The organism is Leucobacter sp. NPDC058333, assembly GCF_042726155.1.
Taxonomy (GTDB): Bacteria; Actinomycetota; Actinomycetes; order Actinomycetales; family Microbacteriaceae; genus Leucobacter.
Genome location: NZ_JBHXHV010000002.1, coordinates 255,532 through 271,816, shown reverse-complemented (window position 1 = coordinate 271,816; position 16,285 = coordinate 255,532). Strand labels below are relative to the sequence as shown.

The following is a 16,285-nucleotide window of genomic DNA, read 5'->3' as shown; positions in this document are numbered from 1 at the left end:
AGGTGAGAGAACGGCGCGATCACTCGCTGGCGAAGAAGACGTTTTTTGTTTCGGTGAAGTGCTCGGCGGCGTCGGGGCCGAGTTCGCGGCCGAGACCCGACTGCTTGAACCCGCCGAACGGCGTGGAGTAACGCACGGACGAGTGCGAATTCACGGAGAGGTTGCCGCCTTCGACGCCGCGTGCGACGCGGATGCCACGGCCGAGGTCGCGGGTCCAGATCGAACCGCTCAGACCGAATTCGGTGTCGTTCGCGAGCTGCACGGCGTCGGCCTCGTCTTCGAAGGGGAGCACAGCGACGACCGGCCCGAACACCTCTTCGGTGACGATGCGCGAACCGCGCTCGGGCGTGACGACGGTGGGGGCGAACCATGACCCTGGGCCATCGGGGCAGGATCCCCGGAACGCGACCGGCACATCGTCTGTGAGGAAGGACGCGACACTGTCGCGGTGCGCCTGCGTCACGAGCGGGCCGACCTCGGTGGCCTCGTCTGTCGGGTCGCCGACCTTCACGCCCTGCACCGCCTGCTCGAACTGCTCCATGAAGCGGTCATAGACGCTGCGCTGCACGAGGAGGCGGCTGCGTGCACAGCAATCCTGACCCGCGTTGTCGAACACCGAATAGGGTGCGGTCGCCGCCGCGCGCTCGATGTCGGCGTCGGCGAACACGATGTTCGCGCTCTTGCCGCCGAGTTCGAGGGTGACGCGCTTCACCTGTTCGGCCGACCCGGCCATGATGCGCTTGCCGACCTCGGTCGAGCCGGTGAACACGACCTTGCGCACGGTCGGGTTCGTGACGAAGCGCTCACCAACAACGGAGCCGCGCCCCGCGAGCACCTGGAACAGCCCCTCTGGGAGGCCAGCCTCACGGGCCAGCTCGCCGAGCCGCAGGCTCGTGAGCGGGGTCCACTCCGCCGGCTTCAACACGACAGCGTTACCCGCGGCGAGCGCGGGCGCGAAGCCCCACGACGCAATGGTCATGGGGAAGTTCCAGGGGGTGATGACGCCGACGACGCCGAGCGGTTCGTGGAACGTGACGTTCATGCCGCCCGCGACCGGGATCTGCTGTCCGATCAGTCGTTCTGGTGCGCCCGAGTAGTACTCGAGCACGTCGCGAACGTGACCGGCTTCCCAGCGAGACTGGGTGATGGGGTGCCCCGAGTTTGTGGTCTCGAGGCTCGCGAGGTGTTCGATGTCGCCGTCGACGGCGTCTGCGAAGCGGCGCAGTACGCGGGCCCGGTCGGCGGGGACCACGTTCGCCCAATCGCGCTGGGCGCGAGCTGCTGCCTCAATTGCGCGGTCTGTCTCGGCGACGTCGAGGTGGGCGACCTCGGTGACCGCCGCTCCGGTCGCTGGGTTGATGACGGTGTAGCTCACGGCTGCTCCTTCGGGTGCGTCGGGTGCTCGGGATGTTCTGGGGTCGTGAGGTTATTAGGGGTCAAGGGTTTCGCCGAGCCGGTGAGGTGTGCGCGGTAGTCGCGCGCCGCGGCGACGAGGCCGGCGAACAGCCGGCGATCCTCACGGTTCTCTTCAGGATGCCACTGCACCGCGACGCCGAACGGTAGCGCGTCGAGCTCGATCGACTCGATCACGCCGTCGGCCGTGCGGCTGGTGGCAGTGACACCGTTCGCGAGCTCTTCGATTGCCTGGTGATGGTAGAGGGAGGCGCGGGCGATGCGGTCTTCACCGAGCAAGTCGGCGATACGCGATCCCGGATCGACCTCAATGTCGATCTCATTGAAAACGCCCTTGCCCGCCTGATACCGGTCGTCGCCGACCACATCGGGCAGGTGCTGAATGAGCGTGCCACCGAGTTCGACATTGATGACCTGGGCTCCGCGGCAGATGCCGAGGAGCGGCAGCTGCGCCTCGATCGCGGCCTCGACGAGTGCCGCCTCGAATGCGTCGCGGTCGGTGCGCGGGGCCCCGGTGCGCTCGTGCGCTGGCTGGCCATAGCGTGCCGGATCGACGTCTGCGCCGCCCGAGAGGATGAGTCCGTCGAGCCGCGCCACGATGCTCCGCGCGATCTCGGGTGTCGCGGGCTGCGGGGGCAGCACAATTGCGATGCCGCCGACGTCGGTAACGGCGTCGAGGTAGACGCGGGGGAGGAAGGACGCCTGCACGTCCCACACGCCCGTCTGCGCCTGCTCGAGGTAGCTCGTAACGCCGATCAGCGGCGCAGCGGTCGCTGACTGGGGCGTGTTCTCAGAGTCGTTCGAAGCCACGTACCCGCTCCCAATCGGTGACGGCGGCGTCGTACGCCGCGACCTCGACTCGTGCACCGTGCGTGTAGTGTTCGACGACCTCGTCGCCGAACACCTCGCGGGCGAGTGCCGACTGCTCAAACAGGTCGGCGGCCTCACGCAGCGTCGTCGGTACGCGCGACACGTCGCTCGTGTATGCGTTGCCGGCGAGGGGTTCGCCGAGCTCAAGCTCTTGTTCGATACCGGCGAGGCCGGAGGCGAGCATGCCGGCGACGGCGAGGTACTGGTTGACGTCGCCGCCCGGCACGCGGTTTTCGACGCGCATGCCCTGGCCACGACCCACGACGCGCAGCGCGCAGGTGCGGTTGTCGTGGCCCCAGGCGACGGCGGTCGGTGCGAAACTGCCGTCGACGAAGCGCTTGTACGAGTTGATATTGGGGGCGTAGAGCAGAGTGAACTCCCGCATCGCTGCCAGCTGGCCGGCGATGAAGTGGCGGAACGTCTTCGACATCCCGTCGGGAGCTGAGGCGTCCGCGAAGACCGGGTCACCCGCTGCATTGCGCAGGCTCGCGTGCACGTGGCAGCTGTTGCCCTCGCGCTCGTTGAACTTCGCCATGAAGGTGATGCTCTTGCCGTGGCTCTCGGCGATCTCTTTCGAACCGCTCTTGTAGATCGAGTGGTTGTCGCACGTGGGAAGCGCGTGGGTGTAGCGGAACGCGATCTCTTGTTGGCCGAGGTTGCACTCGCCCTTCACGCCCTCGCAGTACATGCCGGCGGCGTCCATCGAGTTGCGAATGTCGCGCAGGAGCGGTTCGAGCCGCGTGGAGCCCTGCAGCGCGTAGTCGGTGTTGTAGTCGCTCGCGGGCGTGAGGTCGCGATACCCGTTGCGCCACGCGCTGCGGTAATCGTCGTCGAAGACCAGAAACTCGAGTTCGGTGCCGACGAACGGCACGAGGTCGTGCTCGGCGAGACGCTCGATCTGTCGCTTCAAGATCTGGCGGGGCGATACCGAGATGGGCGAGTGGTCGCTCGCGAGGGTGAGATCCGCGATCACGAGCGCGGTGCCGGGCAGCCAGGGCGTGCGACGGAGGGTGGCGAGATCCGGAATCATCGCCATGTCGCCGTAGCCGCTCTCCCAGCTGGTGAGCGCGTAGCCGTCGACCGTGTTCAGCTCGACGTCGACCGCGAGCAGGTAGTTGCAGCACTCCGCGCCGTGTTCCATCGAGTCTTCGAGGAAGAGTCTGGCCGAGATGCGCTTGCCGACGAGACGGCCTTGCATGTCGGTGAACGCGACGATGACGGTGTCGATTTCGCCGCTGGCGACCGCCTCGCGAAGTTCGTCGGGGGTGAGATTTCCGCTCGCGGGAATCATGTGCTCTCCTTCTGCTCGTCATCGAGTTGAGATTGCTGACCCGGCCTTACGCGGTACTCGAGGCGGGGGTGCCGAGCGAGCGAGAAGTGAAAGGTCGGTTTCAAGACCATTACATCACATCCGGGGCCCTGGCACGCAAGCGGTGAGTGTAAACATTTCGATAAAGGTGGTTGCAAACGACCAATAGATCGCTATAGTCGGCAGTGGCACACCGCTCAGCGGATTCCCAGCGCAGGGGATCGACGCGCTGCAGTTCGTATCAATCACACTGAAGTGAAAGAGGTCGACATGGCCAAGGACACCCTGAAAGTTTCGGGCGCCACGTACACCACCGCAGAGTCGGGGTACTTCGAGAAACGCCAATTGAAACGCGCCGCCGGCGTGTGGGGCCTGTGGGGCCTCGCGGTCGGCGCCGTCATCTCCGGCAATTTCTCCGGCTGGAACTTCGGCATCGAAGCGGCCGGTTTCGGCGGCATGCTGATCGCGTTCGCGATTCTCGTGGTGATGTACTACGGCCTCGTGTTCTCCATTGGTGAAATGGCGGCCGCGATGCCGCACACCGGCGGCGCCTACTCGTTCGGTCGCGCGGCAATGGGGCCGTGGGGCGGGTTCGTGACGGGCCTCGCCGAAACGATCGAGTACGTCGCGACGACGGCGGTCATCGTCTACTTCTCGGCCGGGTATGCAAACGGAGTGACCGAGGGGCTGATGGGCTTCAGCCTGCCGAACTGGCTGTGGTGGATCATTCTCTATGCCGCCTTCGTCGGCCTGAATACCGCCGGGGCCGCGATCTCGCTGAAGTTCGCCATCATCGTCTCGTTCATCTCGATCGGCGTGCTCGTGCTCTTCGCTGTGATGGCGCTCGGCAGCGGCACCATGGACTGGGGCAGCCTCTTCAACATCGAGCCCGATCCGGGTCAGAGCCTCTTCTTGCCGCACGGCGTGCTTCCGATTCTCTTCGCCATGCCGTTCGCCATGTGGCTCTTCCTGGGCATCGAAGAGCTGCCGCTCGCGGCCGAGGAATCGCACAATCCCGTTCGCGATATCCCGCGCGCCGGTCTCTGGGCGCGTGGCACGCTGATCGTCACCGGCCTGCTCGTGCTCGTGTTGAACACCGGAGTCATTGGCGCCGAGGCGACCGGAACCGCCGGCGAGCCCCTGCTCGATGGATTCCGCGCAATTCTCGGCGACGGCCTCGCGTGGGTCGCGGGTCTCCTCGCACTCTTCGCGCTGTTCGGCCTGCTCGCGTCGCTGCAGGGCATCATGTTCGCCTACGGGCGCAACATGTATTCGCTGTCGCGAGCCGGGTACTATCCGAAGTTCCTGTCGCTCACCGGGAAGCGGCAGACGCCTTGGGTCGCCCTGATCGCCGGTGCGCTGATCGGCCTCGTGGCGCTCGTCGTCGTTGAACTCACCGGCGGCGACACGGGTGTTGGCGGCGCGATCGTGCTGAACATCGCCGTCTGGGGCGCCGTGCTCGCCTACTTCATGCAGATGTTGTCGTTCGTGATTCTGCGCCGTAAGTTCCCGAACGCGAAGCGCCCCTATGTGAGCCCGTGGGGAGTCTTCGGGGCGGTGGCCGCCGCGATCATCTCGGCACTGATCTTCGTCGGGTTCCTGCTCAACGAGACGTTCCGGCCCGCGATCGTCGCGATCGTCGTCGTCTACGTCATCGGCCTCATCATCTTCTACGTGTACACCCGCCACCGCCTCGTGCTCTCGCCGGAAGAGGAGTACGCCGTCTCAGGCGGGCTGCACGGCGACCCGCAGAACGAGGGCTACGGCGGGCAGGTCGAAGAGGAGCTGCTGGCGCTCGACGGCCGCGACGAAGAAGAAACCGTTCGATAGCTGACGCGGGCGGGCGGCGGCGTGCGCTTCGCCGCCGTCCGCCCGTCCGTCGCCGCTCATTCAGCCACCCCACCCCGTGTGGCGGGCTGCTAGAGTGAGCGTGACTTCTGAATATCGGCCATCAAGCTGTGGCGGGAGAGTTCAGGATCCGGCAACGGAGCCCTGGCGCCGTAGGAGCAATCCCTCCCCGGGAATCTCTCAGGCCCCCGTACCGCTGCAGCGCGGCAACTCTGGAAAGCAGCGGACGCGTGCGGCCGCTCACCGACGGTGCAAGGAACCCGCTCAGGCGGCGACCGAATCTCTCAGGTTCCGTACAGAGCGGGGAGGATCCCAGCCCACCCGCGCGCCCGCGCGACAGCCGACGGAGATCCCTGTGACTGCCATCCCCGCTCCCCGCACCTTCCCCGATCGCCACATCGGCGTCACTGACCCGGCGCACGTCTCGGCGATGCTCGCCGAGCTCGGCTACGACTCGCTCGATGCCCTCGTCGACGCGGCGGTGCCCGCCGCGATTCGCAAGACCGAGCCGCTCGACCTCCCCGCAGGCCGCAGCGAAGAAGAGATTCTCGCCGATCTGCGCGCGCTCGCCGCAAAGAACGTCGTGAAGGCGCAAATGATCGGCCAGGGGTTCTCTGACACGCACACACCGCCGGTCATTCGCCGCAACGTGCTCGAAAGCCCAGCCTGGTACACCGCCTACACCCCGTACCAGCCCGAGATCTCGCAGGGTCGTCTCGAGGCACTGCTGAATTTCCAGACGATGGTGGCGGACCTCACGGGCCTCGACATCGCGAACGCGTCAATGCTCGACGAGTCTTCCGCCGCCGCCGAAGCCGTGCTGCTGATGCGCCGCGCGGGCCGGGCGCCGGCGACGGCGCGCGCCGTGGTTGACGCCAATCTCTTCCCGCAGACAATCGCCGTGATTCGCGGCCGTGCGGAAGCACTCGACTTCGAGATCGAGGTCGCTGATCTGTCACAGGGTCTGCCAGAGGGTGAGATCTTCGGCGTCGTGCTGCAGCAGCCGGGTGACAACGGTGCGGTGGTCGATCACGCTGGCGTCATCGCCGAGGCGAAGGAGCGCGGCGCGATGGTCACGGTCATCGCTGACCTGCTCGCGCTGACGCTGATCGTGCCGCCGGGGGAGCAGGGCGCCGACGTTGCGGTGGGCAACACGCAGCGATTCGGTGTGCCGCTCTTCTTCGGCGGCCCGCACGCCGCCTACCTCGCCGTGCGCACCGGGCTTGAGCGCTCACTGCCCGGCCGCCTCGTGGGCGTCTCGAAGGATTCCGCTGGCCGTACCGCCTACCGCCTCGCGCTCCAGACGCGCGAGCAGCACATTCGCCGCGAGAAGGCGACGAGCAACATCTGCACCGCGCAGGCGCTGCTCGCGATCACCGCGTCGATGTACGCCGTCTACCACGGCGCCAGCGGCCTGACCGCGATCGCGGCGCGCACTCACGCGCACGCTCGTACGATCGCCGACTCGCTCGCGTCCGCCGGCGTCGAGCTTGCGTCGGCGTCATTCTTTGACACCGTGCGCGCCTCGGTACCGGGTCGCGCCGACGACGTAATCGCGGCCGCCGCCGACGCCGGCATCAACCTGCGCCGCGTTGACGCCGACACCGTGAGCGTCTCGACCGACGAGACCACGACCGCCGCCCACGTCGCGGCCGTCGTCGACGTGTTCGGAGCCGAGCTCGCCGCCGCCCGCGAGGCCGGTGACTTCGGCTTCGACGCATCGCTCACCCGCACGAGCGACTTCTTGACACACCCGATTTTCACCACGATTCACTCGGAAACTCAGATGCTGCGGTACCTGCGCCGCCTCGCGGACAGGGACCTGGCGCTCGATCGCACCATGATCCCGCTCGGCTCGTGCACGATGAAGCTAAACTCGACAGCCGAGATGGAGGCGATCTCGTGGCCCGAGTTTGCCGGCATTCATCCGTATGCCCCTGAAGACCAGACGCAGGGCTGGCGCGAACTCATCACCGATCTTGAGGGACGACTCGTAGAGATCACCGGTTACGCCGGTGTGTCACTGCAGCCGAACTCGGGCGCCCAGGGCGAATACGCCGGGCTGCTCGCGATTCGCGGCTACCACCGCTCGCGCGGCGATGAGCAGCGCACCGTCTGCCTCATCCCGGCGTCGGCGCACGGCACCAATGCGGCATCGGCCGTGCTGGCTGGCATGCGCGTCGTCGTGGTGCAGAACACCGAGACGGGCCACATCGACCTCGACGACCTGACGGCGAAGATCGAGGCGCACCGCGACCAGCTCGCGGCGATCATGATCACGTACCCGTCGACGTACGGCGTGTACGACGACGACGTGCGCGAGGTCTGCGAGCAGGTGCACGAGGCTGGCGGCCAGGTCTACATCGACGGCGCCAACATGAACGCGCTCGTCGGGCTCGCACAGCCGGGCCGATTCGGCGGCGACGTCTCGCACCTGAACCTGCACAAGACGTTTGCAATTCCCCACGGCGGCGGCGGCCCGGGCGTCGGCCCGATCGGCGTGGCCGAGCACCTGCTGCCATTCGTGCCGAACGATCCGACCGGCACCTACTCGGTGAGCGGCGGCGTGCCGGTCGTCGCGACGCTGTTCGGCTCGGCCGGCGTGCTGCCGATCTCGTACGCCTACATCGCGATGATGGGTGGCGAGGGGCTGACGCGAGCAACGCAGACCGCGCTGCTCGGGGCGAACTACATTGCGGCCCGGCTGACCGAGTACTTCCCCGTGCTCTTCACTGGATCGACCGGGCTCGTCGCCCACGAGTGCATTCTCGATCTGCGCGAACTCACGGCGAAGTCGGGCGTCACCGCTGAAGACGTGGCGAAGCGCCTCATCGATTTCGGGTTCCACGCACCGACGCTCGCGTTCCCGGTCGCTGGCACGCTGATGGTCGAGCCAACAGAATCGGAGGATCTCGGTGAGATCGACCGTTTCATTGAGGCCATGATCGCGATCCGCGCTGAGATCGACGCCGTCATCGCGGGCGATATCGCAGTCGCCGAGTCGCCGATCCGCCTGGCCCCGCACACCGCCGAAAGCCTGATCTCCGGCGAGTGGGATCGCGCCTACAGCCGCGAGCAGGGCGCGTACCCCGTTGCAGCTCTGCGCACCGACAAGTACTTCCCGCCGGTGGGTCGCATTGACGGCGCGTACGGTGACCGCAACCTGATCTGCGCCTGCCCCGCCCCCGAAGCGTTCGAGAACTGAGCGAGAACTGAGGATGACCATGAGCACCCCGAAGCACACCGCCCTGCACGCCGAACACGCGGCACTCGGCGCCTCGTTCACCGATTTCGGTGGCTGGGACATGCCACTGAAGTACGGTTCCGAGCTTGCAGAACACCGCGCCGTGCGCAGCGCGGCCGGCCTGTTCGACCTTTCCCACATGGGTGAGATTCGAGTGTCCGGCCCCGACGCCGCGACCTTCTTGAACACGGCGCTCGTCGGTAACCTCGGCGCAATCGCCGTGGGCCGCGCCAAGTACTCGCTGATCTGCGCTGAAGACGGTGGCATCATCGACGATCTGATCAGCTACCGACTCGCAGACGACGAGTACCTCGTCGTGCCGAACGCCGGAAACGCCGACACCGTCGCAGCCGCTTTCGCGGAGCGGGCCGCCGGATTCGACGTCACCGTCGCAGACGAGTCGGCCGACACCAGCCTGGTTGCCGTGCAGGGGCCGAACGCCGTGGCGATCCTGCACGCGCTCGTGCCAGAGGATCAGCGCGCGCTCGTGAGCGAGATGCGCTACTACGCGGCGGAGTTCGCGACCGTGGCCGGTATTCCCGTGCTGCTCGCGCGCACCGGGTACACGGGTGAAGACGGTTTCGAGCTGTACGTGCCGAACTCACAGGCAGCCGAACTGTGGCGCGCGCTCGTGCAGGCGGGGGAGGCCCACGGCCTGATTCCCGCGGGACTCGCATCGCGCGACTCGCTCCGACTTGAAGCGGGCATGCCGCTCTACGGCAACGAACTCAGCCGCGACGTCACCCCGTTTGACGCGGGCCTCGGCCCGGTTGTCTCGTTCAAGAAGACCGAGCAATTCATCGGTCGCGAGGCGCTCGAAGCGCGCCGCGACGCCGCAGCCGAGCGCGTGCTCGTCGGGCTGCGCGGCGACGGCCGTCGCGCGGGGCGCGGCGGCTACGCCGTGCTGGCGAACGGCGAGACCGTCGGCCAGATCACGAGCGGCCAGCCGAGCCCGACTCTCGGCTACCCGATCGCGCTCGCCTACGTCGCTCCGAGTCACGCCGAGGTGGGCGCGCGCCTCGACGTTGACCTGCGCGGCAAGGCCGAGCCATTCACCGTCGTCGAACCGCCGTTCTACCGCCGCGAGGCGTAACCCTCAGCGGGAGCGTCAGCACTTTCAGCAGCACCTCGATAGCACCCCCAATCGCACCCGAACACGACCCACCAGCTAAGGAACCCACCATCATGAGCAACGTCAAGCCCGGCCTCCGCTACTCCGCAGAACACGAGTGGATCACGGGCGACAGCCCGGCCACCGTCGGCATCAGCGAGGTTGCCGCCGACGCCCTCGGCGAAATCGTCTACGTCGATCTGCCCGAGGTCGGCGCAACGATCGCCGTCGGCGCCGTCGTCGGCGAGGTTGAGTCGACCAAGTCCGTCTCAGAGCTGTTCTCGCCGGTCGCCGGCGAGGTCGTCGAGGTGAACAGCGCGGTCGTCGACGACCCCGCGCTGCTGAACTCGGACCCCTACGGTGCCGCGTGGCTGTTCAAGGTTGCCGTGACCGAAGAGGGCCCGCTGCTCGACGCAGAGCAGTACGCGGCCGACAACGGCGCGGACATCTCGGCCGCGTAGAGCCCCGCGATCACACCATGACCGTCAGCGTCTTCGACCTCTTTACGGTCGGCATCGGGCCCTCCAGCTCACACACGGTGGGCCCGATGCGCGCCGCGAAGGCGTTTGTCGAGGTCGTTTTCGGCGGCGCTGACCGGGTGACTGAACTCAGAGTCGACCTGTACGGGTCGCTCGCCGCGACCGGTCACGGTCACGGTACGTTCCCGGCCGTGCTGCTCGGCCTTGAGGGCTTTGACCCCGAGACGATAATGCCTGAGCAGGTCGAAGAGGCCCTCGAACGACTCGAGCGCACCGGCGAGCTGCGACTGGGCGAGCAACTGGACGAACAAATGCGTGACGCGCAAACACCGCCCGTCGCGCCCCTGCGCTTCGGTGTCAGCGACATCGTGCTGCACCCGCTCACGCTGCTGCCGCGTCACACCAACGGCATGCGCTTCGCCGCGGTCGACGCCGCGGGCGAGGTCATTGCCGACGAGACCTACTTCTCGGTCGGCGGCGGCTTCATCGTGCGCGAGGGCGCGGAAGACGTGCTGCGCGACGCGCTTGATTCGCGGGCCGCCGTGCAGCCGTATCCGTTCACGACCGCCGTCGAACTGCTGCGACACGCGAATGCCGCGGAGCTTACGATCGCCGAGGTGATGCTCGCAAACGAGTGCGTGCAGCGCTCCGAGACCGAGATTCGCGACGGACTCGCGCACATCTGGGACGTCATGGAGGCCTGCAAGAACTCCGCCCTCGGTCGCACGGGTGTGCTGCCTGGCGGTCTGGAAGTGCGCAGGCGCGCGCCTGAGTGGCATCGCAGGCTCACGGAGCGCGACCCGCACCGTGACCCGGTCTACTGGCAGGAGTGGATCAACCTCGTGGCGCTCGCCGTCAATGAAGAGAACGCGACTGGCGGCCGCGTCGTGACGGCGCCGACAAACGGAGCCGCGGGCATCATTCCAGCGGTGCTCTTCTACGCGACGCACTACACCCCGGGAGCCACCGACTGGAGCGACGACGAGAAGCAGCGCGCCGTCGCAGATTTTCTCCTCGCGGCCGGCGCCGTGGGCGTGCTGTACAAGGAACAGGCGTCGATCTCGGGTGCTGAGGTCGGCTGCCAGGGCGAGGTCGGATCAGCATCGTCGATGGCCGCCGCGGGGCTCGCACAGGTACTCGGCGGCACACCGGAGCAGGTCGAAAACGCGGCGGAGATTGCGATGGAGCACAACCTCGGCCTGACGTGCGACCCAATCGGCGGGCTCGTACAGATTCCGTGCATCGAACGGAACGCGATCGCCGCGTCGAAGGCCGTGAACGCCGCCAAGATGGCGCTCATGGGCGACGGCGATCATCGAGTGAGTCTCGATCAGGTCATCGCGACGATGCGAGAAACCGGGCGCGACATGAGCCACAAATACAAGGAGACCGCGCTCGGCGGCCTCGCAGTGAACGTCATCGAGTGCTGACACCGCAGTGTCGTGAGCAATCAGTGAGCTGACGATCGCGGGTCGGGGCGGCCGGGGCTCTACGATGTTCCCATGAGCGGAACTTCGACGGGTGAGCAGCGCTCCCTCGCAGAGCGCCTCGACGCGCTGCCCTTCACACGCAAGCACGGCAAGATCCTGGGTGGATCTGGCATCGGCTGGGCACTCGACGCCATGGATGTCGGCCTCATCTCGTTCATCATCGCCGCCCTCACTCAGCAGTGGGGTATTGACAAAGGTCAGAGCGGCCTGATCGCCTCTGTTGGCTTCGCCGGCATGGCAATCGGGGCGACGCTCGGCGGGCTGCTCGCGGACCGCTTCGGGCGCCGGCAGGTGTTCGCCGTGACGCTGCTGATCTACGGTGTTGCGACGGGCGCGAGCGCCCTGGTCGGCGGCATCGGGCTGCTGCTCGTGCTGCGGTTCTTCGTCGGGCTCGGGCTCGGCGCCGAGCTGCCGGTCGCGTCGACGTACGTCAGCGAGTTCGCGCCCGCGCGCATTCGAGGCCGCCTCATCGTGATCCTCGAGGCCTTCTGGGCGGTGGGCTGGACCGCCGCAGCGCTCATCGGCTACTTCGTTGTTCCCGCCTCTGAGAATGGCTGGCGGTGGGCGTTTGCGCTCGGCGCGGTGCCCGCAATCTACGCCCTCGTGGTGCGGTGGGGCCTGCCAGAGTCGCCACGTTGGCTGGCCGGGCGCGGGCGCACCGCGCAGGCGGAGGCCATCGTTGCGGATTTCGAGACCGCTGCCGGATCGCGCAGCCGATCCGCAGCCGAGGCCGCGCCCGCAGCGGTGACTGAACCCGCCGCCGCGCCCGTGGCGGTCTCGACGAGTGGACGGCTCCGTGCGCTCTGGTCGAGCGAGTTTCGTGGCCGAACGCTGTCGATCTGGGTGGTATGGTTCTGCGTCAACTTCGCGTACTACGGCGCGTTCATCTGGATTCCGAGCATTCTCGTCGACGCGGGCTTCAGCCTCGTGCGGTCGTTCGGGTTCACGCTCATCATCACGCTCGCGCAGCTGCCGGGTTACGCGGTGGCGGCTTGGCTCATTGAGGTGTGGGGGCGGCGGCTCACGCTGTCGGTCTTCCTCGTCGGATCGGCCGCATCAGCGATCGTGTTTGGCACGGTGCACTCGGAGACCGCGATCATCGCCTCTGGTATGGCGCTGTCGTTCTTCAACCTCGGAGCGTGGGGCGCGCTGTACGCGGTGACGCCCGAGATCTATCCGACGTCGCTGCGGGCAACGGGCGCTGGCTGGGCTGCAGGGGTCGGTCGCATCGCGTCGATTGCCGCTCCGCTGCTCGTTCCCGTGCTGTTGACCGCCGGCGGTCCGGGGCTGACCTTCACCGTGTTCGCGGTGTTCTTTGTCGTGGCCGCGGGCGCGGCCTGGGGGCTTGTCGATCGCAGGGGGACGGCGCTCGACGACCGCTGAGCCCGGGCGTGACGAGGCGCGCTACCGGTACAGCTCGCGATAGCGCTTGCGCGCGGCGGGGTGCAGGGGCACACTGCCCGTGTCGATGAGGGTGGCGAGCGTCAGATACTGCAGCCCGACAGAGCCACTCGGAATGAGACGCGCGGCGTCAACGACGAGCACGTCGACGAGCGCGCGGGCGGCGCTCGCATCGAGTTCGGCGCGCGCCATCAGCAGATTCGAGATGCCGATCGTCGTAATGCTCTTCGGTGACCCGTATACCCCGGCCGGGATGCGGGTATCGAGGTACTCGCGCGGGTGTGCCGCCTCGAGCGGGGCGACCCCGTCGGCGAGATCGACGAGCCGCAGCGGAGTCGTCTCCGAGAACTCCGTGATTTCGGGCGTCGGAATGCCGCCCGACCAAAACAGTGCGTCGATGCTGCCGGTCGTGAGCGCCTGCAACGCTGGGGCGAGTTCGAGCTCGGCCACCACGGGGGCGGCCCGGCCCGCACTCGCTTCGCCGCCGTGTGACGCCATCGCCGCAAGTAGCCTACGAGTGGTGTGCGAGCTGCCTGAGCCCGGAGCTCCCACTGATACCCGGCGACCTGCGAGATCGGCGAGCGAAGAGATGTCGCTGTCTTCGAGTACAAGGCACTGCAGATAGTTCTGGTACACGCGGCCGATCGCTACGAACCCGTGCTGCGCCGCGCCCTCGTTCGCCGTGTCCGCGAGCGAGAGCGCGAGGTCAACGGAGCCGCTGGTGAGCAGCTCGAGGTTCTCGGCACTGCCGTGAGTGACCGTGAGGGTGAGCTCCACGCGCGAGCGCTCGCGCAGCGCGTTGCGCAGCAGCTCGCCGAACTGCAGGTACGCGCCGCCGGGCTCGCCGCAGGCAATCGCGAACGGTCCAGCGTTGTCGGGCGCGCAACCGATGAGCGTCAATGCCCACACGGCTGCCGCGCCGCCGAGGAGGCCGCGCCGCGTGACCGCCACCCCTCCGGCACCTGTGGCCCCTCCGGTTGTCATCACGACGCGCTCGCAATGATCGTCGTGCGCAGCCCGCCGGCGGGGGAGTGATCGACGACCATCTCTGCGTCGTTCGCGCGCGCGAGCTGCACGACAATGGCGTAGCCGAGCCCGGTTCCCGGCTGCCGCAGATGCGCCGGTGCTCGCCAAAAGCGGGTGCCGACGAGCGGCAGCTCGGTCGTCGCGAGCCCGGCGCCCGAGTCGCTGAACACCAGCGCGGTGCGTGCGTCTCGCGAACCGCCAGCATTGCGCGCCTGGAACTCAACAGTGAGCGTCGTTCCCGCTGCGTACTTGGCGGCGTTATCGACGAGAAGCTCGACGATTTCTTCGAGATCGGCCAACCGGAAGCGCACGGGGTGCACTCGCTCGTCGGCAACAATGGCGACGCCCGCGGCGGCGAGCGGCGCGCGGTGTGGATCGATCAGCGATGCCGCAGAGACGTGCAGCAGTGCCTCGTCGATGTCCCGCGGAGACGCTTCGCGCGCTGCGGCCCCGTGTCCGCTCGAAGCGGCCGTTGCGCGGTGCTCGGCGTTCGCGAGCGTGAGCATCCGGGTGACCGTGTGTTCGAGGCGGTCGAGATCTCGCTCGATTGCCAAAATCTCGTCGATTTCGGGGTCATCAGGGGGCCGACCACCGAGCGCGTCGATCCGCAGCCTGATCGCGGCGAGGGGATTGCGCAGCTGATGCGAGGCGTCTGCGACGAGGCCGTGCTGCTGGTCGAGCGCGAGCTCCACGCTGCGCGCCATGCGGGCAAACGAGCGAGAGAGCCGGCGCAGCTCGGGTGGCCCGGCCGCCTCATCGAGAGCGAATCCGCGGTTCTCGGCGAGCGCGTTCGCCGCCGCATCGAGCGCTGAGACCGGCCGCAGCACCCACCGTGTCCAGGCGACCGAGGCGAGCAGCACCGCCAGGAGCAGTGCTGCGCCCACCGCGAGAATCGTTGCCCAACTGCCGGCGACGTCGCGCTGCGCTGACTCCTGATCGACGCGCAGTACGACGGCGCCCTCTGGCGTGCGGCCATCGAGCGTCACTGGTTCGGCCACGACGGCGTACCCGGCACTCCAAGGTGTGATGGTGGGCAGCCGCCACTGGGGCACACCGCGCAGCGCGCCCGCGACCACCGCGGCAACCTCGTTGTCGAGAGCGATGTCGCCGGCGGAGACAACCGCATTACCGCTCGCGTCGACGACCATCACCGCTTCGCCGTAGGTGTCAACGAATCGCTCGAGATAGTGCTCGAGCTCCGATGGGTCGCCCGTGTCAAACGCGGAGTAGGCGCGCTGCACGATGTGCTGCATGGCCGCCGCCCGTTGCAATTGCAGCTCCTGCGTGCGTGATTGCGCAATCGAAGCACCGACGGGAATGAGTATCGCGGTAATGGCGAGTACCCCGAAGAGCAGTAGCGGCACCAGAACCCGCAGCCTCATTCGGGCATCTCAAGTCGAAACCCGTAGCCGCGAATCGTCGTGATTGTGAGCCCGGGAAGTTTCTGGCGGAGACCGGCGAGGTGCACATCGAAGGCCCGCGACGTTGCGGTGTATGCGTCGCCCCAGACCGCGTCGAGGAGCCGCTGTCGGCTCACCGCGGCGCCCGCGTGCCGCGCGAGGGCGGCGAGCAGTGCGCTTTCAGTCGGCGTGAGTGAAACGGTGACCCCGCCGTGCGAGACCCGCCGCTCCGTTTCGTCGAGCACCAGACTGCCGAGCTCGATGCGGTCGCTCGTGAGGCCCGCGTACCGCCGGGCCACGGCGGAGAGCCGCGCGAGCAGTTCATGAAGTCGCACTGGCTTCACCAGGTAGTCGTCGGCCCCGAGACGCAGCGCCTGCACGGTCGAGCGCTCGTCGCCGCGGGCCGTGACGACGATTACCGGAACATCGCTGACGGCGCGAAGCTGTTCGAGCGCGGCGAGCCCGTCCATGTCTTCGAGCCCAAGATCGAGCAACACGATGTCGACGTCACGGTGCTGCCGCAGCACGGCCGATCCCTGAGCCACGCGCACGCACGTGTGGCCGGCCCGCGTCAGTGCGCTCGCGAGCGCGGCTGACACCGAAGCATCGTCTTCGGCGACCAGTACACGCATGCTCCCTAGTATGCCGCGCGCTCACTGCCGTGCGTCGTGAGTGTTAAGGCAGTGTTAAGAGT

Annotated in this window: 12 protein-coding genes and 1 riboswitch; of the genes, 6 read left to right on the top strand and 6 right to left on the bottom strand. The window is 67.6% G+C overall.

Features of this window, described 5'->3' with window-relative positions; all coding sequences use genetic code 11:
• Positions 1–19 precede the first annotated feature (19 nt).
• The 3 genes from ACFWHR_RS09070 to ACFWHR_RS09060 are packed head-to-tail and all read right to left on the bottom strand — an operon-like array spanning position 20 to position 3,574.
• The gene (locus tag ACFWHR_RS09070; RefSeq protein WP_382447978.1) at positions 20–1,375 is read right to left on the bottom strand and encodes an aldehyde dehydrogenase family protein; all 1,356 of its coding nucleotides are present in this window, start codon (positions 1,373–1,375) and stop codon (positions 20–22) included.
• Positions 1,372–2,223, bottom strand: coding sequence for a gamma-glutamyl-gamma-aminobutyrate hydrolase family protein (locus tag ACFWHR_RS09065; protein ID WP_382447977.1), 852 nt, complete (start codon positions 2,221–2,223; stop codon positions 1,372–1,374). Before ACFWHR_RS09065 ends, ACFWHR_RS09070 begins: the two co-directional genes overlap by 4 nt.
• Positions 2,204–3,574 carry a glutamine synthetase family protein gene (locus tag ACFWHR_RS09060; protein WP_382447976.1) on the bottom strand — a complete coding sequence of 457 codons (1,371 nt, stop codon included), beginning with the start codon at positions 3,572–3,574 and terminating at the stop codon, positions 2,204–2,206. Before ACFWHR_RS09060 ends, ACFWHR_RS09065 begins: the two co-directional genes overlap by 20 nt.
• A gap of 288 nt (positions 3,575–3,862) precedes the next feature.
• Here ACFWHR_RS09060 and ACFWHR_RS09055 point away from each other — a divergent pair, with 288 nt between their 5' ends.
• The 6 genes from ACFWHR_RS09055 (at position 3,863) to ACFWHR_RS09030 (ending at position 13,147) form a co-directional block, all read left to right on the top strand.
• Positions 3,863–5,422, top strand: coding sequence for an amino acid permease (locus ACFWHR_RS09055; RefSeq protein WP_382447975.1), 1,560 nt, complete (start codon positions 3,863–3,865; stop codon positions 5,420–5,422).
• A 122-nt stretch (positions 5,423–5,544) separates the two neighbouring features.
• Positions 5,545–5,646, top strand: a riboswitch (glycine riboswitch).
• A gap of 149 nt (positions 5,647–5,795) precedes the next feature.
• Positions 5,796–8,645 (top strand): aminomethyl-transferring glycine dehydrogenase, encoded by a 2,850-nt coding sequence (gene gcvP / locus ACFWHR_RS09050; RefSeq protein ID WP_382447974.1) that lies wholly within the window; start codon positions 5,796–5,798, stop codon positions 8,643–8,645.
• 19 nt (positions 8,646–8,664) lie between these two features.
• Positions 8,665–9,777: a glycine cleavage system aminomethyltransferase GcvT gene (gene gcvT, locus ACFWHR_RS09045; protein WP_382447973.1), complete on the top strand. Its 1,113-nt coding sequence runs from the start codon at positions 8,665–8,667 to the stop codon at positions 9,775–9,777.
• A 92-nt stretch (positions 9,778–9,869) separates the two neighbouring features.
• The gene (gene gcvH / locus ACFWHR_RS09040) at positions 9,870–10,256 is read left to right on the top strand and encodes a glycine cleavage system protein GcvH (RefSeq protein WP_382447972.1); all 387 of its coding nucleotides are present in this window, start codon (positions 9,870–9,872) and stop codon (positions 10,254–10,256) included.
• Positions 10,257–10,273: 17 nt separating this feature from the next.
• On the top strand, positions 10,274–11,704 hold the full coding sequence (locus tag ACFWHR_RS09035; RefSeq protein ID WP_382447971.1) for an L-serine ammonia-lyase: 1,431 nt from the start codon (positions 10,274–10,276) through the stop codon (positions 11,702–11,704).
• Between the two features lie 72 nt (positions 11,705–11,776).
• The gene (locus ACFWHR_RS09030) at positions 11,777–13,147 is read left to right on the top strand and encodes an MFS transporter (RefSeq protein WP_382447970.1); all 1,371 of its coding nucleotides are present in this window, start codon (positions 11,777–11,779) and stop codon (positions 13,145–13,147) included.
• A gap of 21 nt (positions 13,148–13,168) precedes the next feature.
• On the opposite strand, the gene ACFWHR_RS09025 is transcribed toward ACFWHR_RS09030, so the two are convergent.
• The 3 genes from ACFWHR_RS09025 to ACFWHR_RS09015 are packed head-to-tail and all read right to left on the bottom strand — an operon-like array spanning position 13,169 to position 16,223.
• Positions 13,169–14,116, bottom strand: coding sequence for a TAXI family TRAP transporter solute-binding subunit (locus ACFWHR_RS09025; protein WP_382447969.1), 948 nt, complete (start codon positions 14,114–14,116; stop codon positions 13,169–13,171).
• 32 nt (positions 14,117–14,148) lie between these two features.
• A complete protein-coding gene (locus tag ACFWHR_RS09020) occupies positions 14,149–15,573 on the bottom strand; it encodes a sensor histidine kinase (RefSeq protein ID WP_382447968.1) in 1,425 nt (474 codons plus the stop codon).
• The gene (locus ACFWHR_RS09015; protein ID WP_382447967.1) at positions 15,570–16,223 is read right to left on the bottom strand and encodes a response regulator transcription factor; all 654 of its coding nucleotides are present in this window, start codon (positions 16,221–16,223) and stop codon (positions 15,570–15,572) included. The genes ACFWHR_RS09020 and ACFWHR_RS09015 overlap by 4 nt, the downstream gene beginning before the upstream one ends.
• Positions 16,224–16,285 lie beyond the last annotated feature (62 nt).